Genomic DNA, 25151 nt, shown 5'->3' with positions numbered 1-25151 from the left:
GCACCCCCTCGCTCCGGCCTCAGAGCTTCGGGGGTCGCGCCTCGTACGGGGTGGACAGGACGACGGTGGTGCGGGTGGAGACGCCGGCGGCGCTGCGGATCCGGGCGAGCAGGTCCTCGAGGTCGCCGGGGGCGCCGACGCGGACCTTGAGGATGTAGTTCTCGTCCCCGGCGACGCTGTGGCAGGCCTCGATCTCGGGCAGGCCGGCCAGGCGCTCGGGGGTGTCGTCCGGGGCGCTGGGGTCGAAGGGTTTGACCGAGATGAACGCGGTCAGCGCCAGGTCGACGGCGTCGGGGTCGATGATCGCGGTGTAGCCGCGGATCACCCCGCGCTGTTCGAGGCGGCGCACCCGCTGGTGCACCGCCGAGGTGGACAGGCCGGTGGCCTTGCCCAGGTCCGTGTAGCTCATCCGGCCGTCCTCGACGAGCAGCTGGACGATGCGTTGGTCTAGATCCTCCACAGTCCGCAAACCTACCCGGTCGGGAGCACGGGGGGCGCACGAGGTGGCACGGGGAGGGATCGCAGGCACATGCCGGATGAATGTGGCGCGGGGTGTGGTCAAGGACACACCCGGTGCATCACGGTGCACACGACCGCAGGATTATGAGTCCTGATCGCAGGGAAGTGCTGGTTGTGGCCCTGGACGACCACGCCGGGCCCGATCCTAGGGGGATCCACATGCCTGCTACTGACCAGCGCGCGCTGGGCGCCGACGAGACCGACGATATGGCCGGCCGCGAAAACCTCGCGGTCGACCACGCGCCGGGCACCGATCCCGGTGAGGCCGAGACCTGGGACATCTTCCGGGTCAACTGCCCCGAGTGCCGCCGCCCGATCGCCCTGGTGGCGGACGAGGAGCGGTTGCCGCAGCACGCCCTGCTGCCGACCGCCTGGAACCCCTTCGCCCCCGCGATCTGCCCGGGCTCGGGCACGCCCACGGACGACCTGGCGGAGGTGGAGGCCTCCGAGGACGCCGAACCGACCGCGCTCGCCGCGCTGTTCAAGCTCCCGAACGAACTGGACTGGCGCACCCAGCCGTTCTCGCACGCGGTGGCGCACCGCCCGGTGCGGATCGCGGCGGCCGACTCGGCGGTGCCCGCCGTGCCCGTCCCGAACGTCGCCGCGCTGCGGTCGATCCCGGAGCAGCGCCGCCGGACCCGTCCGGCACTGACCGCCCGTTCCGCTCGGGCGAGTTGACGCTCCGACAGGAACGCCTCCGGCCGTCACCCCGCACCCTGGAGTGACGGCCGGAGGCCGTTTGTGCGGGGAAGGCGCCCGGCCTTCCCCGGAAGGTCAGCCCTTGGTGAGGTGGCGGCCGATCACCAGGCGCTGGATCTGGTTGGTGCCCTCGACGATCTGCAGCACCTTGGCCTCGCGCATGAAGCGCTCGGCCGGGAAGTCCTGGGTGTAGCCGTAGCCGCCGAGCACCTGGACGGCGTCGGTGGTCACCCGCATCACCGTGTCGGTGCAGAACAGCTTGGCCATCGCCGCCTCCTTGGAGAACGGTCGGCCCGCGTCCTTGAGGCGCGCGGCGGACAGGTAGAGCGAGCGGCCGGCCTCGATCTGGGTGGCCATGTCGGCGAGCATGAACGACAGGCCCTGGAACTCGGCGATCGGGCGGCCGAACTGGCGCCGGGTGCGCGCGTAGTCGACCGCGAGGTCGAGCGCGGCCTGGGCGACGCCGATCGCGCAGGCGGCGATGCCGAGGCGGCCGGAGTCCAGCGCGGCGAGCGCGATCTGGAAGCCCTGGCCCTCCTCGCCGATCAGCCGCTCGCGCGGGACCCGGGCGCCGTCGAAGTGCAGCTGGGCGGTCGGCGAGGAGCGCATGCCCATCTTGTGCTCCGGCGGGGCCGAGGACAGGCCCTGCTGGGTGCCGGGGACCAGCAGGCAGCTGATGCCCTTGGCGCCCTCGCCGCCGGTGCGCACCAGGGCGCTGTAGAAGTCGGCCTGCCCGCCGTGGGTGATCCACGCCTTGGTGCCGTTCACCACGTACGCCTCGCCGTCGAGGTCGGCGCGGGTGCGCAGCGCGGCCGCGTCCGAGCCGGACTGCGGCTCGGAGAGGCAGTAGGCGCCGAGCTGCTCACCGGAGAGCATGCCGGGCAGCCACTTGTCGCGCTGCTCGTCGGTGCCGAAGGTGGCCAGCGCGTGGCAGGAGAGGGTGTGCACGCTGACGCCGAGGCCGACGGCCAGCCAGCCGGCCGCGAGCTCCTCCAGCACCTGCAGGTACACCTCGTAGGGCTGCTCGCCGCCGCCGTACTGCTCGTCGTACGGGAGGGAGAGCAGGCCCGCCTCGCCGAGGGTGCGGAAGACCTCCCGGGGGAAGCGGCCGGCGGCCTCGTCCTCCGCCGCGCGCGGCTGCAGCTCGCGCTGGACCAGGTCCCGGGTGAGGCTCAACAGCTCGCGGGCCTCCTCGCTGGGCAGCTGGCGCTCCACGGCTTTCACAGGGGACGGGGTCATGGCGGCGGTCGCCTCCTCGATCGGGGCACCGGACCGAGGGTGTGCTCGGCACGGGGCGTGTGTGGCAGGTCGGCCCGACCGGCACCGGGTTGCGGTGAACGGCCGTTCACATGTGTGGCGAAGCGAGTATGCCCGAATCCGCTGCTGCCGTCACGACCTGCGGAGATGAACTAGCCGCAGTGGTGGGCTACGGCACCGTAGGGTTGACGTTGTGGCTGCATCCGGAACCCTCCCCCCGCTCGTCGACGACGCCCTGCGCACCCTCGCGTCGGAGCTGCGTGCACTGCCGCCGTCCTGCGGACCGGTACGGCTGGTCGCGGTGGACGGGCACGCGGGCTCCGGCAAGACGACCTTCGCCGGGCGGCTGGCGGCGGCGCTCGGCGGGGCGCCGGTGGTCCACCTCGACGACCTGGCCACCCACGAGGAACTCTTCGAGTGGACCGGGCGGCTGCGCGAGCAGGTGCTGGAGCCGCTGGCGGCCGGGCGGGACGCCGCGTACCGGGTGTACGACTGGACGCTGCGCCGCTTCGCGGGCACGGCCGAGGTGCCGGCCGCCCCGGTGGTGCTGGTCGAGGGGGTCGGCGCGGGACGGCGGGCGGTGCGCCCGTGGCTGGCCCGGGTGGTCTGGATGGAACTGGACGCCGCGGCGGCCCGGCGGCGCGGCGAGGAGCGGGACGGTCCGGATCTGGCCGAGTTCTGGGCGGGCTGGGCCCGGGCCGAATCGGCCCATTTCGCCGACGACCCGAGCCGCCCGTACGCCGCGACGCGGGTCGACGGAGTGACCGGACGGATCGCGCCGGGCACCGTCGGTGAACCTTCAACAAGCGCCTTGACCTGCGACATCACCAGGATTTAGGTTCTCCTCAGTCGCCGGAACGCAAGCGTCCGGCGGTCTCGGACCCGGCGCCCCCGGCTTGTTCCCCCGTGAGCCGGGGGCGCCGCTCGGTCCCTTTCCGAATCTCGCTCCCCCGCCGCCCTTTTCGGCGCCCGGCCGCTCAACGGCCGCTCCCGCGATCGCATTTGACCCTGTGCGGCACCCTTCCGGATCAGCCCCGCGCCGGTACGATTCCTGGCAGGCGCATATGCGCCGCAGGGGCTCGACGACCACCGGCCAGGCTGTGCGAAGCGCCTCGCCGGCCGAGCCCCGGGCCACACCGCGGGGGGCGTGAGTGACGACGGTGGACAGTTCCGACAGCACGGCGGGCGGCCCGGACCGGCTCGCCGACCGGGCCTGGCTGCGCGCCATGGACGCCTACACGGCCGGCGCCTACGCCCGGGCCGAGGAGGAGTTCCGGGCCGCCGTCCGGCTGGACCCGGGCATGGCCGACGCCTGGCTCGGCCTGCACGCGCTGCGCAGCGACACCTCGGCGGCGCTGCTGGCGATGTACCGCAACCAGAAGCGCTTCGGCGAGCAGCGGCGGCTGCACCGGCGCCCGCTCAGCTCCTGGTACTGGCTGGGCTGGTGGGTGCAGCCCGTCCTGGAGGACGCCCGCGACCTCGCGCTGGCGCACGCCTCGCACTGGCTGGACGGCCGCCACCTGGCCGAGCTGGACCGGGCGTTGGAGCAGTGCCCGGCGCCCAGCGAGGACCCGTCCGCCCGGTTCCTGTACGCCTGCCGCTCCTACCTGCTCAAGGACTGGGAGCAGCTCATCCGGGACACCGACCGGCTGCTGGACGACCCGCTGCTCGGCATCGAGGCCGGGCTGTTCGCGGGCATGGCGCGGGTGCGGCTCGACATGTGCGCGCAGGCGCAGGCGCCGCTGGCCGCCTCGCTGGCCCGCTGCCGCTCCGAGCAGCCGCAGCGCAAGGAACTGCGCTACTGGCTGGCACGGGCGTACGAGGGCGCCGGGCGCACCGCGGCGGCGCTGCCGCTCTACCGGGCGGTGCACCGGTCGGACCCGGCGTTCATGGACACCGCGACGCGGCTGGCGGCCATCTCGGCCGAGGACGCGCTCGCGGACGGGCTGCTGGCGGACGGGCGCTCGGGCGGGGGCTCCGTCGGTGGCTCCGGTGGCGCTGCGGGCTTCCTGGACGAGGTCGGGTACGCCGCGGGCCCGGGGTACGACGAGGACTTCGGGGAGCCGGCCCTGCAGGGCGGCGCGACCGTATCCGGCGACGGGGTGCCGAGCGGGGGACTGTCGAGCGGCGGGCCCTCGGTGGACGCAGGCCTGGTGGACGCAGGCTTGGTGGACGGGTCGGTGGACGGGCCTTCGGAGGAAACCCTGCCCGGCAGTGCGTCCACCGGCGACGCTCCACTGAACGGCACGGTGGCGGACGGTGCTCCGCAGGCCGCCGGGGAGCGCTCCGGCTCGGGCGCCCCGGTCGGCCCCGCCGCGCCGCCGCCGCTGCCGGTCCGCGGTGTGGCGCAGTCCCGGGGCGCCGCCTCCGCACCCCGGGCGGACGGCGACGAGCGCGAGCTGGACGCTGCCCTGGCCGAACTCTCGCTGATGGTCGGCATGGAGCCGGTCAAGCGCCAAGTGCGCGCACTGTCAGCCCAGTTGAGAATGTCGCGACTGCGGGCCGAGCAGGGTCTGCCGGTGCAGCCACCCAAGCGCCACTTCGTCTTCTCCGGCCCCTCCGGCACCGGCAAGACCACCGTGGCCCGCATCCTGGGGCGGGTCTTCCACGCCCTCGGCCTGCTCTCCGGCGACCACCTGGTGGAGGCCCAACGAGCGGACCTGGTAGGCGAGTTCCTCGGCCAGACCGCGGTCAAGGCGAACGAGCTGATCGACTCCGCATTGGACGGCGTGCTGTTCATCGACGAGGCGTACAGCCTCTCCAACTCCGGCTACACCAAGGGCGACGCGTACGGCGACGAGGCGCTCCAGGTGCTGCTCAAGCGCGCCGAGGACAACCGGGACCGGCTGGTGGTGATCCTGGCCGGCTACCCTGAGGGCATGAACCGGCTGCTCGCCACCAACCCCGGCCTCAACTCCCGTTTCACCACCAGGGTCGACTTCCCGAGCTACCGCCCGGGCGAGCTCACCGCGATCGGGGCCGCGCTGGCCGGCCGGGACGGCGACGGCTGGGACGAGGACGCCGCCGAGGAGCTCGCCAGCATCTGCACCCACGTCGTCCGCGAGGGCTGGATCGACGAGCTGGGCAACGGACGGTTCATCCGCACCCTGTACGAGAAGTCCTGCGCCTACCGGGACCTGCGGCTGTCGCTGCTGCGCGAGCCGCCGGGCCGCGAGGACCTGGCCACGCTGCGCCTGCCGGACCTGGTGCAGGCGTACGGGGAGCTGATCGACGGCCGCGGCTGAGCCGGGGGCCCGGTCCCCCGGCCCCGGCCCCGGCGCCAACTCGACGGGCTCGACGGGCTCGACGGGCTCACCCCGCTCAACCCTGGAGCAGTGCGGCCTCCCGCTCGGGGTCGAGCCCGACCGTGACCCGGTCGGAGCGCTGCGGCGCGGTGCCGCCGATCGCCTGCAGCCAGGCCCAGGTGTCCTCGACCGTCTCCGCGACCGGGCGGCAGCGCAGCCCGGCACCGACCGCGCGCTCGACCGAGCCGGTGTGCAGGAAGTCGTACAGCTCGCCGGGTGCCAGCCAGACCGGCAGCTCCGTCCACGGTTCGACGCCCGCCGCCAGGATCCGCTCGGGGTCCGTCCAGCGAAGTTCGGCGTCCGATCCGGTGACCCGTACGCAGGCCTCCAGCAGCTCCTCCATGGTGGCGTGCCCGGAGGGGCTGACCAGGTTGTACGGCCCGCCGAGGCGGGCCGCTGCCGCGTCCAGGGTCCAGACCGCGAGGTCGCGGGCGTCGATGTACTGCAGCGCCAGCTCGCGCGGACCGGGGGCGAGCACCGGGCCGCCCTTGGCGATCCGGTTCAGCCACCAGGGCAGCCGGCCGATGTTCTCGTGCGGGCCGAGGATCAGCCCGGCACGGGCCAGCAGGGCCTGACCGCCGTACTCCGCTTCCAGGGCGAGCTCGGCGCCGCGCTTGGCCTCCGCGTAGGGCACCTCGCCGGTGAGGTCCGGCGAGGAGGCGACCAGCGGCGCCGACTCGTCCGCGCCGGCCACCAGCGGGTAGTCGTACACCGACCGGCTGGAGATGTACGCGTAGTGGCCGACCCGGCCGTTCAGCGCCCGGGCGCTGTCGCGCACCGCCGCCGGGGCCCAGGACCAGGTGTCCACCACCGCGTCCCACTCGCCGGTGCCGAGCGCCGCGAGGCCGTCCTCGCCGGTGCGGTCGCCCTTCAGCACCCGGACACCCTCGGGCGCGGGCTGCGTGCCGCGGTTGAGGGCCGTCACCTCCCAGCCCCGGGCCAGCGCCTCCTCGGCGACCACCCGCCCCACGAACTTGGTTCCACCCAGCAGGAGAAGTCTCATGCCGACCACTCTCCTCCGAGGGTGGCCGGCATGGGAACGGCTGCATGCTGTGGGCAGAATCGCCGCGAGCGGACGCACCCCGGGCGAAGCCGGAACGCGAGGGCGCCCCACGCGAAGGCGCCCAGGCGGTGGTGCGGTCGGGCGGTGGCGCGGTCAGGCGGTGGCGCGGTGGTCCGGGTCGTGCATCTCGCCGATCAGCTCCTCCAGGACGTCCTCCAGCATGACCACGCCGAGCGTGCGCCCGTCCTGGTCCCGCACGGCGGCCAGGTGGCAGGTCGCGCGGCGCATCGCGCCGAGGGCGTCGTCCAGCGGGAGGCCGCCGCGCAGCACCGTGATCGGGCGCCGCAGGCGGGCCGGGAGCGGCGCCGAGGGGTCGTCCACGTCGAGGACGTCCTTGAGGTGCACGTAGCCGAGGTAGCCGCGCCCGGCCGGGTCGCCGTCGGTGACCGGGAAGCGTGAGAAGCCGGTGCGCAGGGCGAGCTCCTCGACCTCGGCGGCGGTCGCCTTGGTGTCCACGGTGACCAGCTGCTCGGGCTTGAGCAGCACCTCGGTGACCGGGCGGCGGCCCAGCTCCAGGGCGTCCTCCAGGCGCTCCTGGCGGTCCTCGTCGAGCAGGCCGGCGTCCCGGGAGTCCACGAGCAGGTACATCAGCTGCTCGGTGGTGAAGACCGACTCGACTTCGTCCTTCGCGTCGACCCGGAACAGCTTCAGCACGCCGTTGGCGAAGGCGTTCAGCAGCCGGATCACCGGGGCGAGCCAGCGGGCCAGCCGGTCCAGCGGCGGGCCGAGCCAGAGCGCGGCCTTCTCCGGGCCGGCCATGGCCATGTTCTTCGGCACCATCTCGCCCATCACCATGTGCAGGAACACCACGACGGCGAGCGAGATCCCGTAGGAGAGCGGGTGCATCAGGCCGGACGGGACGCCGATCGCGTGGAACGGGCCCTCCAGCAGGGAGGCGATGGTCGGCTCGGCGAGCGCACCGAGACCCAGCGAGCAGGCGGTGATGCCGAGCTGGGCGGCGGCCAGCATCGCGGAGACGTTGGACAGCGCGTGCAGCACGGTGCGGGCGCGCTTGTGCCCGGCCTCCGCGAGCGGCTCGATCTGGCTGCGGCGCACCGACACGACGGCGAACTCCGCGCCGACGAAGAAGGCGTTGCCGAGCAGCAGCAGGAGGGCGACGGCCAGTTGGAGCGCGGTCATCGGACGTCCTCCCCGTCCTCGCCGAACGAGGCGGGCGCGGTGGTGCGCTCCACCCGGACCTGGCTGGTGCGGTGGCGGTCGACACCGGTCACGGTGAGCCGCCAGCCGGGCAGTTCGGCCTGCTCGCCCACCTCGGGCAGCTTGCCGAGCAGGTCGGCGACCAGACCGGCCAGCGTCTCGTACGGGCCGTCCGGGGCGTTCAGGCCGATGCCCTGCAGCTGGTCGATCCGGGCGCGGCCGTCGGCCTCCCAGACCGGCAGGCCGTCGACCGGCGGCAGCGGGCGCAGCTCGGGGTGGTCGTCCGGGTCGTGCTCGTCCTGCACCTCGCCGACGATCTCCTCCACGATGTCCTCGACGGTGGCGACGCCGGCGGTGCCGCCGTACTCGTCGACCACGATGGCCATCGGCTGGAGGCGGCGCAGCCGGTCGAGCAGCACCTCGGCGGGCAGCGTCTCGGGCACCAGCAGCGGCGGCGAGGACAGCTCGACCACGCGCACCAGGCCGCGCCGGGCGGCCGGGACGGCGAGGGCGTCCTTGAGCGTCACGATGCCGGTGACCTCGTCCAGGCTGTCGGTGTAGACCGGGAAGCGGGACAGGCCGGTGGCCCGGGTCAGGTTGATGACGTCGGAGGCGGTGGCGTCGCGCTGCAGCGCGGACACGTCGACGCGCGGGGTCATCACGGACTCCGCGGTCAGCTCGCTCAGGCCCAGGGTGCGGACGAACAGGGTCGCCGACTCCTCGTCTATCGCGCCGGCCCTGGCCGAGTGCCGGGCCAGCGAGACCAGTTCGGCCGGGGTCCGGGCGTGTCCCAGTTCCTCCTGCGGCTCGATGCCGAAGGCCCGGACCGTACGGTCGGCCGCGCCGTTGAGGAAGCTGATCAGCGGACGGCAGACGAAGGAGAAGGCCATGTGCGGGGCGACGACCGCACGGGCCACCTGCAGCGGGCGGGAGATCGCCCAGTTCTTCGGGACCAGCTCGCCGATCACCATCTGGACGACGGTGGCCAGCGCCATGCCGACGACCACGGCGATGCCGCGCGCCGCCGACTCGGGCACGCCGAGGCCGGACATGACCGGGGTGAGCAGGGTCGACAGGGCCGGCTCGGCGAGCATGCCGACCACCAGCGAGGTGACGGTGATGCCGAGCTGGGCCCCGGAGAGCTCGAAGGAGAGGTGCCGCAGGGCCCTGGCGACGCGGCCGGACTGGGCGTCGCCCGTCGCGGCGGAACGTTCCACCGCACCGCGCTCGACGGTCACGAAGGCGAACTCGGCGGCCACGAACAGGCCGTTGGCGAGGATCAGGAGAACGGCTGCGAACAACAGCAGCCAAGCGGTGATCACAGTGCCGCCTGCCTTCCGGGGGTCGGAAGTGAGGCGGCGTGGGTACTACCGGACGGATCGTCCATCGAGGGAGAGAGTCACTCCTCAGGTCGGTGCGGGTGGTTCGGTGTTTCCGGGCAGGACGGATTTTGCCCCGCTTTTACCAGCGTAGACCATACCCGGACGGGCCCCGGAGGAGCGTTCGGCCCGGCCGGGCCCCGGGAAGCGCAGGTCGGGGACCCGGGGGGCGGGAGCCGGTCGGGCGCCGGTCGGGCGCGGTGGTGTCAGACCTGGGCGTGGTACTCGACGAGGTCGCGCAGCGCGCGGGCGTCCGCGATCGCCTGGGCCTTGCCGACCCCGGGCTGGATGCCGACCGCGGCGAGCGAGGTGCCGTCGGCGAGGTCCAGGGTGGCCCACGGGTCGCCCTGGCGGAAGTTGACCCGGACGATCTCGGCCCAGGCGAGCCGGCGGCGGCGCACGAAGTTGACCACCGTCACGCCGTCCGCGTCGGCGCTCACCCGCGGACGGGCCAGCATCAGGCCGACGCCGGCGAACAGGATGCCGCTGGCCGTCATCATGATCCGGTCGTTGAGCTGCCAGTTCGCCGGGAGCAGCACGGCCAGCACGGCGAACAGCACTACCAGCAGGACGCAGACCGGCAGCAGCACGGCGCGGGTGCGGCGCGGAGCCCAGGTGACGGGGAACTCGACGGGCGGCGTGGTCACGTGGGGTCTCCGGGGTGGTTCTGACGGGCGGCAGCGCAATGGGGCGGGGACGCCGACCGGCGTCCCCGCCCCATTGAACCGTTCTTTACTCGTACGCGGGCGAGCAGGTCACTCGTACGCGGGCGCGCGGGTCACTCGTGCGCGGGTGCGCGGGTCAGAGGCGGCAGGCGTGGATGTTGGTGACCAGGATGGCCCGGGCGCCGATGCCCCACAGGTCGTCCATGATCCGCTGCGCCTCCTTGCGGAGCACCATCGCGCGGACCGCGACCCAGCCCTCGGTGTGCAGCGGCGAGACGGTCGGCGACTCCAGGCCCGGGGTGAGCCCCACGGCCGCACTGACGTTCTCGGCGCGGATGTCGTAGTCCATCAGCACGTAGCGGCGGGCCACCAGCACACCCTGGAGGCGGCGCAGGAACTGCTCCACCTGCGGGTCCTCGCCCGCGCCCTTGGGGCGGATCACCACGGCGTCCGAGATCAGGATCGGCTCGCCGAAGACCTCCAGGCCCGCGTTGCGCAGGCTGGTGCCGGTCTCCACCACGTCGGCGATCACGTCGGCGACGCCCAGCTGCACCGCGGTCTCGACCGCGCCGTCCAGCTTGGTGACCGTCGCCTTCACGCCGTGGTCGGCCAGGTGCTGCTCGACCAGCCCGGTGTAGGAGGTCGCGATCCGCAGGCCCTCCAGGCCCTTGACGTCCTCGACCTCGACGCCCTCGGGGCGCGCGAAGCGGAAGGTCGACCCGGCGAAGCCGAGGGCGAGCACCTCCTCCGCGTTGGAGTGCGAGTCCAGCAGCAGGTCGCGGCCGGTGATACCGACGTCCAGTCGGCCGGAGCCGACGTAGACGGCGATGTCGCGCGGGCGGAGGAAGAAGAACTCGACCTCGTTGTTCGGATCGACGAGGACGAGCTCCTTGGGATCCTTCCGCTGGCGGTAGCCGGCCTCATGGAGCATCTCCGCCGCGGGACCCGAGAGAGAACCCTTGTTGGGGACGGCGATGCGCAGCATGGGAGGTTGCTTCCTTACCTGTTGGGGAGGGGTGTGCTGTTCCGGACCGGTTTCGGAGGGACGTCAGAGGTACTTGTAGACGTCGTCGAGCGTCAGCCCGCGGGCGATCATCATCACCTGAAGGTGGTAGAGGAGCTGCGAGATCTCCTCCGCCGTCTGCTCGTCCGACTGGAACTCGGCGGCCATCCAGACCTCGGCGGCCTCCTCGACGACCTTCTTGCCGATCGCATGGACGCCCTGCTGGACGAGCTGCGCGGTACGGGAGGACGAGGGGTCGCCGGTGGCGGCCTTCTGCTGGAGCTCGGCGAAGAGCTCCTCGAATGTCTTCGAAGCCATGATGGGCCCACCTTACGGCGTGCGGACGGACGGACGGTAAACGGTCCCGGACCGTGGACAGTCCGGTGGACGTCCGCGGCCCGGGACCGGTCCAGGACGGGTCCGGGCTGCCGTCAGAGCGCGGCGCGCAGCACCGCGGCGGTGGCGACGGCGGCGGTGACGGCCTCGTGGCCCTTGTCCTCGGCGGAGCCGGGCAGCCCGGCGCGGTCGAGCGCCTGCTCCTCGTTGTCGCAGGTCAGCACGCCGAAGCCGACCGGAACGCCGGTGTCGACGCTGACCTGGGTCAGGCCGACGGTGGCCGCCTGGCAGACGTAGTCGAAGTGCGGGGTGCCACCGCGGATCACCACGCCGAGGGCCACGACCGCGTCGTAGCCGCGGTCGGCCAGGCGCTTGGCGGCGACCGGCAGTTCGAAGGTGCCGGGGACGCGCAGCACGGTCGGCTCGGCGATGCCCAGCTCCTTGAGCGCGCGGTGGGCGCCGTCCAGCAGGCCGTTCATCACCTGGTCGTGCCACTGGGCGGCGATGACGGCGACCTTGAGGTCGGCCGCGCCGTCGATGGTCAGCTCGGGGGCTCCGTGGCCGCTCATGTTCCTACTTCCTGTTCGTCTTCGTCGTACGGGTGGTGGGCGTGTTCAGGAGCCGAGGCCGGGCAGGTCGTGGCCCATCCGGTCGCGCTTGGTCTGCAGGTAGCGCAGGTTGTGCTCGCCGGGCGCGATCTCGACCGCCTCACGCCCCTTGACCTTGAGACCGTGCTCGGTGAGCGCGGTCAGCTTCTGCGGGTTGTTGGTGAGCAGGGTGAGCGAGCGGACTCCGAGGTCCGCCAGCATCTGCGCCGCGATGCTGTAGTCACGGGCGTCGGCGGGCAGGCCGAGGTCCAGATTGGCGTCGACGGTGTCGCGCCCCTGCTCCTGCAGCTCGTACGCGCGCAGCTTGTGGGCCAGGCCGATCCCCCGCCCCTCGTGCCCGCGCAGGTACAGCACCACGCCGCGGCCGGCCTCCGCGACCCGCTGCAGCGAGGCCTCCAGCTGCGGACCGCAGTCGCAGCGCAGCGAGCCGAGGACGTCGCCGGTGAGGCACTCGGAGTGGACCCGCACCAGGACGTCCTCGCCGTCCGGCAGCCGTCCGTCCGCGTCCAGGCCACCGCCCGGACCGCCGGAGGCCACCAGGGCGATGTGCTCGACGCCGTCGATGGTGCCCTTGTAGCCGACGGCGGTGAACTGGCCGTGCACGGTGGGCAGGGCGGTGACGGCGGCCCGGTCGACGTGCAGCTCGGTGCGGCGGCGGTAGGCGATCAGGTCCTCGATGGAGATGATCGCGAGGCCGTGCTCGCGGGCGAAGGCGACCAGCTCGGGCAGCCGGGCCATGGTGCCGTCGTCGTTGACCACCTCGGCGATCGCGCCGGCCGGCGGCAGCCCGGCGAGCCGGGCCAGGTCGACGGCGGCCTCGGTGTGGCCGGGGCGGACCAGCACGCCGCCCTCGACCGCGCGCAGCGGGAAGACGTGCCCGGGGCGGGTGAGGTCGCCGGGCTCGGTGCCGGGCGAGGAGAGCAGCCGGACGGTGCGGGCGCGGTCGGCGGCGGAGATCCCGGTGTCGACCCCCTCGCGGGCGTCCACCGAGACGGTGTACGCGGTGCCCTTGCGGTCCTCGTTGACCTGGGTCATCGGCGGGAGCTTGAGGCGGTCCAGCTCCTCGCCGGTCATCGGGGCGCAGATCACGCCGGAGCTGTAGCGGATGGTGAAGGCCATCAGCTCGGGGGTGGCCGCGGAGGCGGCGAAGACGAGGTCGCCCTCGTTCTCGCGGTCCTCGTCGTCGACCACGACCACCGCACGGCCGAGGGCGATGTCGGCGATCGCCCGCTCGACCGGGTCGAGGACGAGCTCGACCTCGGTGGTGCCCTTGTCGGACTGGTTCTCGGTCATGCCGTGGCTCCCTGCGGGACGGTGGCGGACTTGGCGCGCGGTTCACGGGTGCTCAGCCACCAGGAGCGCAGGCCGAGCAGCACCAGGACGAAGTAGACGGAGTAGGTGAGGCCGGAGAAGGAGTAGCCGCTGTTGAAGGCCAGCGGGACGCCGACGACGTCGACCGCGATCCAGGCGAACCAGAACTCCAGCCAGCCGCGGGCCTGGGCGACCATCGCGGCCAGCGTGCCGACGAAGATGTAGGCGTCCGACCAGGGGCTCCAGGACAGGCTGGGGAAGGACTCGAAGAGCATCGCCAGCGCGACCGTGCCGGCCGCGGTGCCCGCCACCAGGGCGGCCCGCTCGGGCCAGCTGGCGAACCGTACGGCGATGGTGCCGGTGTCGCGGCGGCCCCGCCGCCACTGCGCCCAGCCCCAGGCGGCGGTGACGATCACGATCAGCTGCTTGCCGATCAGACCGGGGACGTGGCCCCCGAGGTAGGCGGTGATCAGCACCACGCCGGACAGCAGCTGGACCGGCCAGCTCCAGACCGAGCGGCGCCAGCCGAGCGCGAGGCCGGCGAAACCGAGCAGGTTGCCGAACATGTCGGCCCACTTCACGTGTTCACCGAGGACGGTGAACGCCTCTCCACTGAGCCAGCTCACTTGGACTCCCCCGGGGTTCCGTCGGTCGGCAGGTCGGACGGGGCGGACGCGTCGGACGGGGCGGACGCGTCGGACGGGGCGGACGCGTCGGACAGGCCCGGCAGGGTCGGCAGGCCCGGCAGGGTGCGCGATTCGAGCAGGCGCTCCACGTACTTGGCGAGCACGTCCACCTCGAGGTTGACGCTCTCGCCGACGGCCTTGGCACCGAGCGTGGTCAGCGCGAGGGTGGCCGGGATGAGGCTGACGGTGAAGCTGTCCCGGGCGGCCTCCACCACGGTGAGGCTGACGCCGTCGACTGTGATCGAGCCCTTCTCCACCAGGTAGCGGGAGATGGTGTCGGGCAGCGAGAACCGCAGCACCTCCCAGCGCAGTTCGCCGTTCGCGTCGCGCTCGCCGGGCTCGCGGCTCACCAGCCGTCCGGTGGCGTCGACATGGCCCTGGACGAGGTGGCCGCCGAGCCGGGCGCCGAGCGCCATGGCGCGCTCCAGGTTGACCCGGGAGCCGGGCTTCAGCTCGCCGAGGCTGGAGCGGTGCAGCGTCTCGGCCATCACGTCGGCGCTGAACTCACCGGTGCCCCGGACCAGTTCCTCCGGGCTGTCGACAACGGTCAGGCAGACGCCGTTGACCGCGATGGAGTCGCCGTGCCCCGCGTCCGCACAGACCACCGGGCCGCGCAGGCGGATCCGCGAGGAGTCGCCGATCTCCTCGATCGACACGACCTCGCCGAGCTCTTCGATGATGCCGGTGAACACCCGGGTTCTCCTCGCGCTTGGGGCGCGGACTCCGGGGCGGCATGGGAGATGACACGGACGGGCAACGGTGCGCGAGCCGGGGACGCCACCCGTCGCGGGATCGCCCGCAGGGGTTGCCCAGGCCGCCGGGAGATCGCTCGCCCGACACGGGAGACACGAGTCTTCCGTCGTTCACCTGACCGCGGTCCTTGCCGGATGTTCGGGAAATCCGAGGGACCACGGGTACTGCTCTTCGTCCGCCCGCGCACGCCTCCCATCCGGACTTTAACCGTCGGTCCAGGAATTTCACCTGGTCAACCGGCCGCTGGCTGCGGACGGGTCGCGGACTGTAACCGCCGGTTCGGATTTTCACCGACCCCGGAGTGCGCTGAACGTCACTGCTGTTGCCGTCATTCTGCCACGGCCCGCGCAAGGGCAGGGAGTGGGTTCCGCTGTGGCCTGTTTCACGGACGTGCGGGGAATGCGCGGCGGGGCGAGGCTGGTAGGTGGGGTCCTGCCGGCAACGCACCGGAGCTACGGAGGCGAGCGCGATGGCGAAGTTCATGGACGTCCACCACGGGATGGCCGGGATCACGGCCGAGCAGCTCAGGGCGGCCCACAACGCCGACCTGAAGGTCGAGGGCGAGGAGGGCGTCCACTTCGAGCAGGCGTGGGCCGACCCGGAGTCCGGCACGGTGTACTGCCTCTCCGACGCGCCGTCCAAGGAAGCCGTGCAGCGGGTCCACAGCCGTACCGGGCACCCGGCGGACGAGATCCACCCGGTGCCGTTGTCGGTGTGAGGGGCGTTTTTCGGGTGTCCGTGTGGCTCGGGTGTCCGCGTGAGGGGCGTTTCCCGGGCTACCGGAGCGTTTCAGAGTGTGGCGGGTTTCAGAGTGTGGCGGGCGTGGAGATCTGCAGGAAGTGGGTGACCTGCGGGGGGTGGGCGAGGTAGCGCAGCTCGCCCTCCGACCAGACCGGCCGGATCCGCCACATCGGCCCGGCGTACCCGCGCAGGGCCTCCTCGTCGCGCCAGCGGCTCACCACCAGTACCCGGTGCTGCTCGCTGTCCTCCGACACCGAGCGCAGCAGCTCACCGCCGAGGCAGCCGTCCGTCCGCCCCAGCTGCGGGATCACCTGGGCGGTCAGGTGATCGCAGAACTCCTCGATGCGACCGGCCACCACCTGTCCGGCCCAGATCCTGACGATCACGACCACCACCTCCGGCTGGCTGGATCCCCTGGCCCCCATTATCAGCGGAAAATCGCTGGTGGCGAGGGGTCCGGTCGGTCTTCTGCCGGTCTTCCCCCCGGTCTTCCGAGGGGGGTCCCGAAGCTGTCGGCCGCCGGGGGGTCGAGGGGCCTCGGCTAGATTCCCGGTATGACCACCACATCGGAAGCTGCCGTTCCGTCAAGCCCCGCGCCGGACCGCCCGAGCAGCCTGTTCGAGGCCCTGCGCGCGGGCGCCCTCACCGATCCCGCCCAGCTGCGCGAGGTCTACGAGCAGCCCGGCGACCACGCGCGCCGCAAGCAGGTCGACCACCTGCACGAGGTCGCCCAGCGCCTGATCGCCTGCTCCCCGCTGGTCTTCGTCGCCAGCTCCGACGCCGCCGGGCGCTGCGACGTCTCCCCGCGCGGTGGTCCGGCCGGACTGGTCTCGGTGCTCGACGAGTACACCCTGGCCATACCGGACGCCACCGGCAACAAGCGCTTGGACACCCTGCACAACATCCTGGAGAACGGCCGGGTCGGGCTGCTCTTCGTCGTCCCGGGCCGGGACACCACGCTGCGGGTCAACGGGCGGGCCTGCATCTCCACCGACCCGGAGCTGCTCCGGCAGCTGACCGCCGTCGGCAAGCCGCCGCGCAGCGCGATCGTGGTCGCGGTGGAGGAGGTGTACGCGCACTGCCCGAAGTCCCTGCTGCGCGCCTCCGCGTGGAAGCCGGAGAACTGGCTCGCCAAGGACGCGCAGCCGACCTCGGCGGAGATCACGCTCTCGCACCTGCGGGACGAGTCGCTGACGATCGAGATGATCGAGCAGAACGAGCGGGAGTCGCTGCTCTACCGGTACGAGTGAGGTCGCCGTACCAGTGGTGGCCTTGTTCGCGGCGCGGGGCCCGGCGGCCGGGGGTCGTGCGGCCGGCGGCCGAGCCCCGTGCGCCCCGCGGCGGGGCGTCCGCACCCGGTCGGCGGCCGGCCGGGTGAAGTGGGGCCCGCCGGGATTCGCCGGGGTGCCGGGGCGGCCGCCGGTGGCTTGAATGGACGGATGGACTGCGTCTTCTGTGCGGTGGTGGCGGGCGAGGAGCCCGCGCACCGGGTGCTGGACGACGAGGCGGCGGTGGCCTTCCTGGACCGCCGACCGCTGTTCCCCGGACACGTCCTGGTCGTGCCGCGCGCCCACCACCGGACCCTGGCGGACCTCCCGGCGGACGAGGTCGGACCGTTCTTCCTGCGGGTGCAGCGGGTGGCGGCGGCGGTCGAGCACGGGATGGACGCGGCGGGAACCTTCGTCGCGGCGAACAACCGGATCAGCCAGTCGGTGCCGCACCTGCACGTCCACGTGGTGCCGCGCAATCCGAAGGACGGGCTGCGCGGGTTCTTCTGGCCGCGGGGCACGTACCCGGACGAGGCGGGGGCGGCGGAGGTGGCGGCCAGACTGCGGGCGGCGCTGGCGGGGTGAGCCGCGCGCTCCCGTACTCCGCCTCTGCACAGCAGTACCGTGCGGGACGCAGCCGAGCGTACGCCTGGGGGAGCATCAGGAGCGGCCGAAATCGTTTTCGGGGCGGACGGTTCGGCAGATCGGCGCGCCTAGGCTCGACGACATGAACGAACTCGCGCATGTCGTGCAGCAGACGGCCGACCGACTCGCGGCACAGCACGTCGGCGCGGTGGTCGCCGGGCTGGCCGGCGGTGCCACGGAGATCCGCGGTGTCGGGCGGTCAGGTCCGAGCGGCAGTGCGCCCGGACCGCACACCGTCTTCGAAATCGGTTCCGTGACGAAGGTGTTCACCTCGCTCGTACTCGCGCGGCTGGCTCTCGACGGCACGGTGCGACTGGACGAGCCGCTCGGCGAGGTGCTCGCCGGTGCGCGGGGCGGCCGGGCCGCCGTCCCGAGCCGGGGTGGGCAGCCGATCACGCTGCGGCACCTGGCCACCCACACCTCGGGACTCCCCCGGCTGCCCCGGGGCATGCTCACGAACGCGCTGCTCAAGCCCAACGCCCCGGACCCGTACGCCCATTGCACCGCCGAGCACGTGCTGGCCGGCCTCGGCCGGACGCGGCTGCGGGCCGTGCCCGGGTCGAGCTTCCGCTACTCCAACCTCGGCGCAGGGCTGCTCGGCCTGGCCCTCGCGCAGCGGTCCGGCACCGGGTACGCGGAGTTGGTGGCGCGCGAGGTCTGCGAGCCGCTGGGGCTGGTGGACACCCACCTGCGGTCGACCCCGGAGCAGGCCGGGCGGCTCGCGCACGGGCACACGGCGGGCGGACGGCCGGTGCCGTACTGGGACTTGGCGGCCCTGCCCGGCATGGGCGGGCTCCGGTCCACCGCGGCCGACCTCGTCATACTCCTGCGGGCCCAGCTGGCCGCCGGACGCGAGCCGGACGCGCCGCTGGCGCCCGCGATCACGCTCACCCGGGAGACCAGGCACCGGGTCAACCCGTTCGCCTGGATGCACCTGGGCTGGCTCGGCCACCGGCTGCACACCCAGCAGGGCGGGCACCTGCAGATCTGGCACAACGGCGGCACGGGCGGGTTCCGTTCGTTCGTGGCCTTCGACCCGGAGAAGCAGGTGGGGGTGGTGGTGCTGGCCAACACCCGCCGGTCGGCCGACCCGGCGGGAACGGCGCTGCTGCGCAGGCTGCAGCAGGACTTCGCGACGGCGGGGTGAGGGAGCGGTCGGCGCGGGCGGGGCGGTCGGTGGGGCGGTCCGGTCGGCGCGGCGGGGCGGGGCGGTCGGCGCGGGCGGGGCCGGCCTGGCAAGGGCCCGGAGGACATCCGCCCTGCTCATCGGCACCCCCGGTAGCGGTGGGTTCCGGGTGGGGGGTGATGATGGCGGGGTCGTTTCAGGCCAAAAGGTGCCGATTGGCACTGGTGCCGGGTGTGGCAGGCGGTCGATGCTGATCCGGTAGCTGCGGTTCCGACAGGGATCCGCCGAGTGGAAGCCGAGTGAAAGGGGCCGACGTGGCGGTGGTGTGGTTGCCGACGCGGGCACCGTCGGTCCGCCCGACCGGACCGATCGGTGAGGTCGGTGAGGACGGTGAGGTCGGTCAGGCCGGTCACGGCCCGGCGGATCGGCTCGGGCCGGTGGTGCGCGTGTACCGGTGGTTCCGGCCGGTGCCCTGGCGGGCGCGGGCGTGGGTGGACGTCTGCGTGGCCGTCGCCGCGGTGACGATCTGCGTGACGCTCGGCGAGTGGTGGCCCGCGCCCATGGCGGGGGCCGTCGCGGTGCTGATGGCGAGCGCGTTCGGGTGGCTGCGGCCGGTGCCCGGGCTGCGCTCCGTACGGGTCCACGAGGGCGGGCTGGTGCTGGTCGCGGCGGACGGCGGGGAGCGCCCGCTGCCGTGGGGTGCGGTCGAGGCCACCGAGTACGCCCCCGGCGGTCGGTGCGGGGAGCACGAGCAGGGGCGAATATGGCTGGCCGGCGTGGAGGAGCCGGTGGTGCTGGCGCATCTGCGCGGGCTCGGCGGGCTGTTCCGGGAGCTGGAGGAGCGCCTCTCCCCCGGGCACCGGGCCACCCTGCACGAGACGCTGCGCACCGAGGGCAGCGTCCGGTTCGCACGCGGTCGGCTGACGGTGACAGCCGGCGGGCTGGTGCACCGGCCGCCGCACCCGCTCGCGACGACGGAGGCCTACCGGTGGGCGGAGGTGGAGTCGGTCCGGACGTCGGACCTCGGGGAGCTGGAGGTCCGGACGCGCTCGGCCGGACTGCCGCTCACCCTCCCGGTGCCCAACGCCCGCGCGGCGGCGGACTTCCTGGAGGAGCTCCGGGCGGCTGCGGCGGCCCCTGAGGCGCGGTTGCGCTCCTGACGGGAGGCCGACGAGCGCGGCCACCTCGGCTGCGTGAAGCCGCTCGGTCAGGCGGGCACGGCCGGTCAGGCGGGCACGGCCGCCGAGGCGATCGGTTCGAGCAGCAGGTGCGGGCGGACCAGCGCTCGGGAGACCGGGTCCTCGCGGCGCATGTCGGCGCGGGCGGAGTTGGGGCGAATGACAACCTCACCCGGCGGGACGGGCGCGCCGCCGCAGGCGGGGCAGGCGCCAGCGAGGTCGAGGTCGGTGCCGCAGGCGACGTGCGCGAAGAGGTGGTACGGGCCGCCCTCGGTGGCATGCCGACTGCCCCAACGGCTCAACTGGTAGAGCGGTCCCCAGAGTTCGAGTCCGGCTTCGGTCAGCAGGTAACCGTGGCGCAGCGGGGGCCTACACCGCCCCCACCGCCTCCCTCGCCGCCACCGCCCAGGCCGCCCACCTGGGCGCCTCCGGCCGTACCTGGATACTCACCGGCACCCTGGTCGGCATCTCGGCCCCCTCGCCGCCCGCGCCGTCGAAGCCCGCACGGAGGCGGAGGCGGAGGCGGCACAGCCGTCGCGGGAGGCCGCGGCCGTACGGTCACGAGGGTGCGGCCGTACGGTGACGAGGGTGCTGCGCGGGAAGTCGGCCCGGCCGACTTCCTGCGCATCGCGCGGCACCCGCCACGGCGACCGCTCCCCCCTGACGTGCGAGGATTCCCACATGATCACCGTGGAGCAGGGCTGGCTGGACGGGACCGACTCAGGGCTGTTCGTGCTGTGCCCCGAGGGGGCCGTCGAGGGGTGGACGGGCTGCGAGGAGGCCTTGTTGGAGGTCGCCGCGGACTACGCGGCCGCCTACCCGGTGCCCGGGCACGGCGACACGCTGGTGCTGGGCGGCGAGCCGCTGCTGGTCGGGTGGCTCGCCGAGGAGCGGGTGTTCGTCCGACCGCTCCACTTCGACTGCTCGAACGACGTCCGGCCGCTGGTACGCGAGGCGCTGCGGTCGGGGGTCTGGGAGGACGGGCCGGTCCTCGAGCTGACCGCCGGGCGGTACCTGCTCACGGACGTGTTCCACGACGGCGAGACCGCCCTCGAACGCGGCGAGTACCTGACCGTCGAGGTGCCGCCCGGGCGCTACCTGGTCCAGTCGCTGAAGCCCGAACCCGACCGGTGGGCGGAGTTCCACCTGGAGCGCCTGCTGCCACGGTGAGCGGCCGCCCGGGGCCGCGTGCGAAGATGGCAGGGCTGGTGGGAACGATCTCCGGACGGTTCTGGGACGGTTCTCTGGCCATGGTGAACCACAACGCACAGCGTGAGGGGGAGCCGCAGCAGGACGCCCTGCTGACGGTGCCGATCGCGACGGCGCTGATCGCGGCCGACGGGCGGATCCTGCACTGGAGCAGCGACGCGGAGGCACTGCTCGGTCACCGTGCGGAAGACGCGATCGGGGCGAAGGCGGCCAAGCTGCTGACCACCGACGAGAAGCGTCCCGAGGTGCTCCAGCTGTTCCGGCAGATCCTCGAGGGCCGGACCTGGGCCGGCGTGTTCCCGGTGCGCCACCGCGACGGGCACCTGGTGAACCTGGAGTTCCGCACCCACCCGATCCGCGGGCCCGGCGGTGAACCACTGGTGCTGGCCGTCGCCTCCGAGGTGACCACGCTGCGCCGGCTCCAGGCGGACCTCGCCGTCCTGGACGGCTTCTTCACCCAGTCCCCGGTGGGCATGGCGGTGTTCGACACCGAGCTGCGCTACGTCCGGCTGAACGAGGCGCTGGCCCGGGCCAACGGACTGACCGCCGAGCATCACCTGGGGCACCGGATCACCGAGGTGCTGCCCGGGATCAACGGCGCCGAGTCCGAGGCGGTGATGCGCCGGGTCCTGGAGGGCGGCGAGCCCGTGGTGGACACCCGCTCGCACGGCCGCACCCCGGGCGACCCGCAGCACGACCACGCCTGGTCCGCCTCCTACTTCCGGCTGGAGGACCGCAGCGGCCGGGTGCTCGGGGTGAGCGCGACGGTCGTCGACATCACCGAGCGGTTCCGGGCCGAGACCCGGGCCGCCCGCGCCCAGGAGCGGCTGGCCCTGCTGGTCGACGCGACCGCCTCCATCGGCACCACGCTCGACCTGCGGCAGACCGCCCGGGAGCTGGCCGACACGATGGTGCCCCGGGTCGCCGACATCAGCGGGGTGTTCGCGCTGGAGGCGCTGGTCGCGGGCCGCAACGTCGAGCCGCCGGCCCCGGACGAGCCGCAGTTGGTGCGCCGCCTGGCGCTCGCCACCGCCGACCCGCTCTACCCCTCCGAGGCGCTGCCGGTGGACACCGTGTACGAGCTGCCGCCGGACTCCCCGTACGCCCGCGCGCTGAACACCGGGCGGACGGTGGTCATCCCGTCCTGGGAGCTGCCGCTGCTGAGCGCGGGCATCAACGAGAGCCGCCGCCAGGCCTACCTCGGCGACCGGCCGCGCTCGGTGCGGATCACCCCGCTGGTGGCGCGCGGCACCACGCTCGGCATGGTGGTGTACTCGCGGCGCGGCGAGCGCGAGTCCTTCGCGGAAGCCGACATCACGCTCGGCGACGAGCTGGCCGCGCGGGCCGCCGTCGCGATCGACAACGCCCGGCTGTACCTGCGCCAGCACCAGACCGTCCTGGCCCGCCAGCAGGCGCTGCGCGAGGCGAAGGCCGCGCAGGAACGCCTCGCGCTGGTCAACGTGGCCTCCACCCGGATCGGCACCACGCTCGATCTCGCCCAGACCGCCCAGGAGTTGGCCGAGGTGGCGACGCCCCGGCTGGCCGACACCGTGGTGGTGGAGGTGCTGGAGGAGCTGGTCCGCGGCGAGCGCGAGGCCCGTGCGCCCGCCGACGGCTCGGCCTTGCTGCGGCGGATGGCCTTCCACTCCGTGCACGGCTCGACCCTGACGCCGATCGCCCGCATCGGCAACGTGCACCGCTTCCAGCCCGGTTCGCCGTACGCGTGGAGCCTGGCGCACCGCAAGCCGGTGCTGGTGCCGCGGATGGACGAGCAGGGGATGGCCTGGTTCGCCGACGACCCGGTGCGCACCGCCGCCATACGGGAGCAGAACGTGCGCTCCTTCATGGTGGTGCCGCTGATCGCGCGCGGCACCCCGGTCGGCGTCGCGGGCTTCTACCGGACGCTCGTCGAACGCCCCTACGAGGACGACGACGTGGCGCTGGCCGGGGAGTTGGCGGTGCGGGCCGCCGTCTCGATCGACAACGCGCTGCTGTTCACCCGGGAGCGCGACGCGGCCGCCGCCCGGCAGCGGGCGCTGGACGAGGCCTGGGCCGCCCAGCAGCGGCTGTCGCTGCTCAACGAGGCCAGCAACCGGATCGGCACCACGCTCGATCTGCACCGCACCGCCCAGGAGCTGGTGGAGGTGGTGATCCCGCGCTTCGCCGACTTCGTCACCGTGGACCTGCGCGACGCGGTGCTCAGCGGTGAGGAGCCCGGGGCCGTCCCGGCGGAGGGACGGGTGCTGATGCGGGCGGTGGCGGTCGGCGAGGCCGCCCCGGACGGCACCATGACGGGGGCCGCCGACCAGGTGGGCGAGACCTCGCAGTCCGCCCAGCTGTACGCGCAGAGCCTGCGCACCCGGCGCTCGATCCTGGTGTCCGAGGTGAACGAGGAGGAGCTGCGCCGCATCGTCGCCTCCCCCGACCGGGTTCAGCCGGGGCTGGACGCCGGGGTGCACTCCTACCTGATGGTGCCGCTGATGGCGCGCGGACACGTGCTGGGCGGCGCGGAGTTCGTCCGCACCCACAATCCGATGCCGTTCGGCCCGGCGGACCGCTCGCTCGCCGAGGAGCTGGCCGCCCGCACCGCGCTCGCGATCGACAACGGGCGGCTCTACCGCCGCGAGCGGGACACCGCGCTCATGCTGCAGCGCAGCCTGCTGCCGCAGGAGGTGCACCGCACCCTCGGTCTGGAGATCGCCTACCGCTACCTGCCCAGCAGCGTGGTCAGCGAGGTCGGCGGGGACTGGTTCGACGTGGTGCCGCTCTCCTCCGGGCGGGTCGCCCTGATCGTCGGGGACGTCATGGGCCACGGCATCCGGGCCGCCGCGACCATGGGCCAACTCCGCACGGCGGCCCGTACGTTGATCACCCTCGACCTCGATCCGGCGCGGGTGCTGCACCGGCTGGACGAAGCCACCACGGCGGTCGGCGAGGGCCAGTTCGCCACCTGCGTCTGCGTGGTGTACGACCCGATCGACAGCCACTGCACCGCGGCCAGCGCCGGGCACCTGCCGCCCGTCGTCGCGGACACCGAGGGGCGGGCACACCTGGTCGAACTGCCGACCGGCGCCCCGCTCGGCGTCGGCGGAGTCCCGTTCGAGAGCGCGGAGTTCACCCTCCCCCCGGAGGGCATCCTGACCCTCTACACCGACGGACTGGTCGAGCGCCGCGGCCGCGACCTGGACGAAGGACTGCGGCTGCTCTGCCGGACGGTCGCCGACCGGCGCCACTCGCTGGAGCAGACCTGCGACGCCGTCCTGACCCGGCTCACCGGCCGCACCAGCGAGGACGACATCGCCGTCATCATGGCGCAGGTCCGCCCGCACGGCGCGGACCGGATCGCCACCCTGCCGCTCACCGGCGACCACGCGATGGTCGCGCACTCGCGCCGCTTCACCCGCGAGACACTGCACGCCTGGGAACTCGACGCGCTGGCCGACTGGGCCGAACTGCTCACCAGCGAGCTGATCACCAACGCCCTGGTCCACGCCGGATCCCCCACCCAGCTTCGGCTGTTCTGCAACCGGGTGCTCACCGTCGAGGTCGCCGACCAGGAGGCCGCGGCGCCCCGGATCCGCCGCGCCCGCACCGAGGACGAGGGCGGCCGGGGCATCCACCTGGTCAACGAGCTCGCGCATCGCTGGGGCAGCCGCCGCACCGCGGACGGCAAGGTGGTCTGGTTCGAGCTGGAGCTGCCCCCGGGGGCCTCCCGGGCTGCATGAACAACGGACGGTTGTCGCGCCGCCGCCGCGGTTGTTGGCTCGACGGCCCGCCCCGGCGGTTACCTGGTGCCATGGCGGGACAGCCCCGACCGGAAGAACCAGAGGAGCCACCGTGCAGCACCCCGACGCCCGCACCGTCGTCACCGACTACGTCACCCTGATCGCGGCTGGCGAACTCGAGGCCGCGATCGCCCTGTTCGCCGAGGACGCCACCTGGGACTACCCCGGCTACCTCTCCCTCTCCCGTACCTGGCGGGGCAGGCGGGAGATCTTCGGCGACTTCCTGGGCCAGATCGGCACCCTCTTCGCCCCCGACGGCCTGCCCGCCATCACCCTCACCCGCGTCCTCGCCGACGGCCCCCAGGCCGTCGCCGAGTGGACCACCGTCGGCAAGGCCGCCAACGGCGAACGGTACGAGAACCACTGCCTGGGCGTCTTCACCGTCGAGGACGGCCGCATCACCGCCGTCCGCGAGTACCTCGACACCGACCACGTCGCCCGCACCCTGCTGGCCTGA

The 25151-nt window shown here is 73.4% G+C and carries 25 protein-coding genes and 1 riboswitch; of the genes, 11 read left to right on the top strand and 14 right to left on the bottom strand.

The genetic code is table 11. From position 1 onward, the window contains the following. Positions 1 to 19 precede the first annotated feature (19 nt). Positions 20 to 460, bottom strand: coding sequence for an Lrp/AsnC family transcriptional regulator (locus ACZ3TI_RS12715; RefSeq protein WP_031071340.1), 441 nt, complete (start codon positions 458 to 460; stop codon positions 20 to 22). Positions 461 to 678: 218 nt separating this feature from the next. Here ACZ3TI_RS12715 and ACZ3TI_RS12710 point away from each other — a divergent pair, with 218 nt between their 5' ends. Beyond that, positions 679 to 1197, top strand: a complete 519-nt coding sequence (locus ACZ3TI_RS12710) for a hypothetical protein (RefSeq protein ID WP_465726209.1) — start codon at positions 679 to 681, stop codon at positions 1195 to 1197. A 96-nt stretch (positions 1198 to 1293) separates the two neighbouring features. On the opposite strand, the gene ACZ3TI_RS12705 is transcribed toward ACZ3TI_RS12710, so the two are convergent. Beyond that, a complete protein-coding gene (locus tag ACZ3TI_RS12705) occupies positions 1294 to 2457 on the bottom strand; it encodes an acyl-CoA dehydrogenase family protein (RefSeq protein ID WP_465726208.1) in 1164 nt (387 codons plus the stop codon). 211 nt (positions 2458 to 2668) lie between these two features. Between ACZ3TI_RS12705 and ACZ3TI_RS12700 the strand changes: the two genes are divergently transcribed. Then, positions 2669 to 3313, top strand: a complete 645-nt coding sequence (locus ACZ3TI_RS12700) for a uridine kinase family protein (protein ID WP_465726207.1) — start codon at positions 2669 to 2671, stop codon at positions 3311 to 3313. A 388-nt stretch (positions 3314 to 3701) separates the two neighbouring features. Continuing rightward, on the top strand, positions 3702 to 5720 hold the full coding sequence (locus ACZ3TI_RS12695) for an AAA family ATPase (protein ID WP_465726346.1): 2019 nt from the start codon (positions 3702 to 3704) through the stop codon (positions 5718 to 5720). Positions 5721 to 5796: 76 nt separating this feature from the next. Here ACZ3TI_RS12695 and ACZ3TI_RS12690 read toward each other — a convergent pair whose 3' ends face one another. The 10 genes from ACZ3TI_RS12690 to ACZ3TI_RS12645 all read right to left on the bottom strand — a co-directional run bounded on the left by ACZ3TI_RS12690 (position 5797) and on the right by ACZ3TI_RS12645 (position 14681). Further along, the gene (locus ACZ3TI_RS12690) at positions 5797 to 6783 is read right to left on the bottom strand and encodes an NAD-dependent epimerase/dehydratase family protein (RefSeq protein ID WP_465726206.1); all 987 of its coding nucleotides are present in this window, start codon (positions 6781 to 6783) and stop codon (positions 5797 to 5799) included. Between the two features lie 153 nt (positions 6784 to 6936). Then, positions 6937 to 7983 (bottom strand): hemolysin family protein, encoded by a 1047-nt coding sequence (locus tag ACZ3TI_RS12685; protein WP_465726205.1) that lies wholly within the window; start codon positions 7981 to 7983, stop codon positions 6937 to 6939. Continuing rightward, a complete protein-coding gene (locus ACZ3TI_RS12680; RefSeq protein ID WP_465726204.1) occupies positions 7980 to 9323 on the bottom strand; it encodes a hemolysin family protein in 1344 nt (447 codons plus the stop codon). Before ACZ3TI_RS12680 ends, ACZ3TI_RS12685 begins: the two co-directional genes overlap by 4 nt. A gap of 263 nt (positions 9324 to 9586) precedes the next feature. Beyond that, positions 9587 to 10027: a PH domain-containing protein gene (locus tag ACZ3TI_RS12675; RefSeq protein WP_465726203.1), complete on the bottom strand. Its 441-nt coding sequence runs from the start codon at positions 10025 to 10027 to the stop codon at positions 9587 to 9589. Between the two features lie 154 nt (positions 10028 to 10181). Then, positions 10182 to 11030, bottom strand: coding sequence for an ATP phosphoribosyltransferase (gene hisG, locus ACZ3TI_RS12670; protein WP_465726202.1), 849 nt, complete (start codon positions 11028 to 11030; stop codon positions 10182 to 10184). Positions 11031 to 11093: 63 nt separating this feature from the next. After that, the gene (locus tag ACZ3TI_RS12665; protein WP_097238956.1) at positions 11094 to 11366 is read right to left on the bottom strand and encodes a phosphoribosyl-ATP diphosphatase; all 273 of its coding nucleotides are present in this window, start codon (positions 11364 to 11366) and stop codon (positions 11094 to 11096) included. Positions 11367 to 11479: 113 nt separating this feature from the next. Continuing rightward, positions 11480 to 11953 (bottom strand): 6,7-dimethyl-8-ribityllumazine synthase, encoded by a 474-nt coding sequence (gene ribH / locus ACZ3TI_RS12660; RefSeq protein ID WP_465726201.1) that lies wholly within the window; start codon positions 11951 to 11953, stop codon positions 11480 to 11482. 45 nt (positions 11954 to 11998) lie between these two features. After that, positions 11999 to 13285, bottom strand: a complete 1287-nt coding sequence (locus tag ACZ3TI_RS12655) for a bifunctional 3,4-dihydroxy-2-butanone-4-phosphate synthase/GTP cyclohydrolase II (protein WP_465726200.1) — start codon at positions 13283 to 13285, stop codon at positions 11999 to 12001. Further along, a complete protein-coding gene (locus tag ACZ3TI_RS12650; protein ID WP_465726199.1) occupies positions 13282 to 13929 on the bottom strand; it encodes a nicotinamide mononucleotide transporter family protein in 648 nt (215 codons plus the stop codon). Before ACZ3TI_RS12650 ends, ACZ3TI_RS12655 begins: the two co-directional genes overlap by 4 nt. Further along, positions 13926 to 14681: a riboflavin synthase gene (locus ACZ3TI_RS12645; protein ID WP_465726198.1), complete on the bottom strand. Its 756-nt coding sequence runs from the start codon at positions 14679 to 14681 to the stop codon at positions 13926 to 13928. The genes ACZ3TI_RS12650 and ACZ3TI_RS12645 overlap by 4 nt, the downstream gene beginning before the upstream one ends. 241 nt (positions 14682 to 14922) lie before the next feature. Beyond that, positions 14923 to 15050, bottom strand: a riboswitch (FMN riboswitch). Positions 15051 to 15211: 161 nt separating this feature from the next. Here ACZ3TI_RS12645 and ACZ3TI_RS12640 point away from each other — a divergent pair. Then, on the top strand, positions 15212 to 15460 hold the full coding sequence (locus ACZ3TI_RS12640; protein ID WP_465726197.1) for an SCO4226 family nickel-binding protein: 249 nt from the start codon (positions 15212 to 15214) through the stop codon (positions 15458 to 15460). Between the two features lie 88 nt (positions 15461 to 15548). Here the strand turns inward: ACZ3TI_RS12640 and ACZ3TI_RS12635 are convergent, their stop codons facing one another. Continuing rightward, complete coding sequence (locus tag ACZ3TI_RS12635) at positions 15549 to 15869, bottom strand: antibiotic biosynthesis monooxygenase family protein (RefSeq protein ID WP_465726196.1); 321 nt, start codon at positions 15867 to 15869, stop codon at positions 15549 to 15551. A 168-nt stretch (positions 15870 to 16037) separates the two neighbouring features. On the opposite strand from ACZ3TI_RS12635, the gene ACZ3TI_RS12630 reads away from it, so the two are divergent. The 4 genes from ACZ3TI_RS12630 to ACZ3TI_RS12615 all read left to right on the top strand — a co-directional run bounded on the left by ACZ3TI_RS12630 (position 16038) and on the right by ACZ3TI_RS12615 (position 19682). Further along, positions 16038 to 16733 carry an MSMEG_1061 family FMN-dependent PPOX-type flavoprotein gene (locus ACZ3TI_RS12630; RefSeq protein ID WP_465726195.1) on the top strand — a complete coding sequence of 232 codons (696 nt, stop codon included), beginning with the start codon at positions 16038 to 16040 and terminating at the stop codon, positions 16731 to 16733. 189 nt (positions 16734 to 16922) lie between these two features. Continuing rightward, positions 16923 to 17336 (top strand): HIT family protein, encoded by a 414-nt coding sequence (locus ACZ3TI_RS12625; protein ID WP_465726194.1) that lies wholly within the window; start codon positions 16923 to 16925, stop codon positions 17334 to 17336. 142 nt (positions 17337 to 17478) lie between these two features. After that, positions 17479 to 18543 (top strand): serine hydrolase domain-containing protein, encoded by a 1065-nt coding sequence (locus ACZ3TI_RS12620; RefSeq protein ID WP_465726193.1) that lies wholly within the window; start codon positions 17479 to 17481, stop codon positions 18541 to 18543. Positions 18544 to 18959: 416 nt separating this feature from the next. Beyond that, the gene (locus ACZ3TI_RS12615) at positions 18960 to 19682 is read left to right on the top strand and encodes a hypothetical protein (protein ID WP_465726192.1); all 723 of its coding nucleotides are present in this window, start codon (positions 18960 to 18962) and stop codon (positions 19680 to 19682) included. Positions 19683 to 19747: 65 nt separating this feature from the next. Here the strand turns inward: ACZ3TI_RS12615 and ACZ3TI_RS12610 are convergent, their stop codons facing one another. After that, entirely contained in the window at positions 19748 to 20002 is a 255-nt protein-coding gene (locus ACZ3TI_RS12610) for a hypothetical protein (protein ID WP_465726191.1), read from the bottom strand. Positions 20003 to 20381: 379 nt separating this feature from the next. On the opposite strand from ACZ3TI_RS12610, the gene ACZ3TI_RS12605 reads away from it, so the two are divergent. The 3 genes from ACZ3TI_RS12605 to ACZ3TI_RS12595 all read left to right on the top strand — a co-directional run bounded on the left by ACZ3TI_RS12605 (position 20382) and on the right by ACZ3TI_RS12595 (position 25151). Next, positions 20382 to 20870, top strand: a complete 489-nt coding sequence (locus ACZ3TI_RS12605) for an Imm21 family immunity protein (protein ID WP_465726190.1) — start codon at positions 20382 to 20384, stop codon at positions 20868 to 20870. Between the two features lie 80 nt (positions 20871 to 20950). Further along, positions 20951 to 24634, top strand: coding sequence for a SpoIIE family protein phosphatase (locus ACZ3TI_RS12600; protein ID WP_465726189.1), 3684 nt, complete (start codon positions 20951 to 20953; stop codon positions 24632 to 24634). A 112-nt stretch (positions 24635 to 24746) separates the two neighbouring features. Beyond that, on the top strand, positions 24747 to 25151 hold the full coding sequence (locus ACZ3TI_RS12595) for a nuclear transport factor 2 family protein (protein ID WP_465726188.1): 405 nt from the start codon (positions 24747 to 24749) through the stop codon (positions 25149 to 25151).

This window comes from Kitasatospora sp. NPDC023120 (assembly GCF_055560835.1).
Note: the sequence above shows the minus strand (reverse complement) of the source record. Positions and strands in the feature narration are given on the sequence as shown.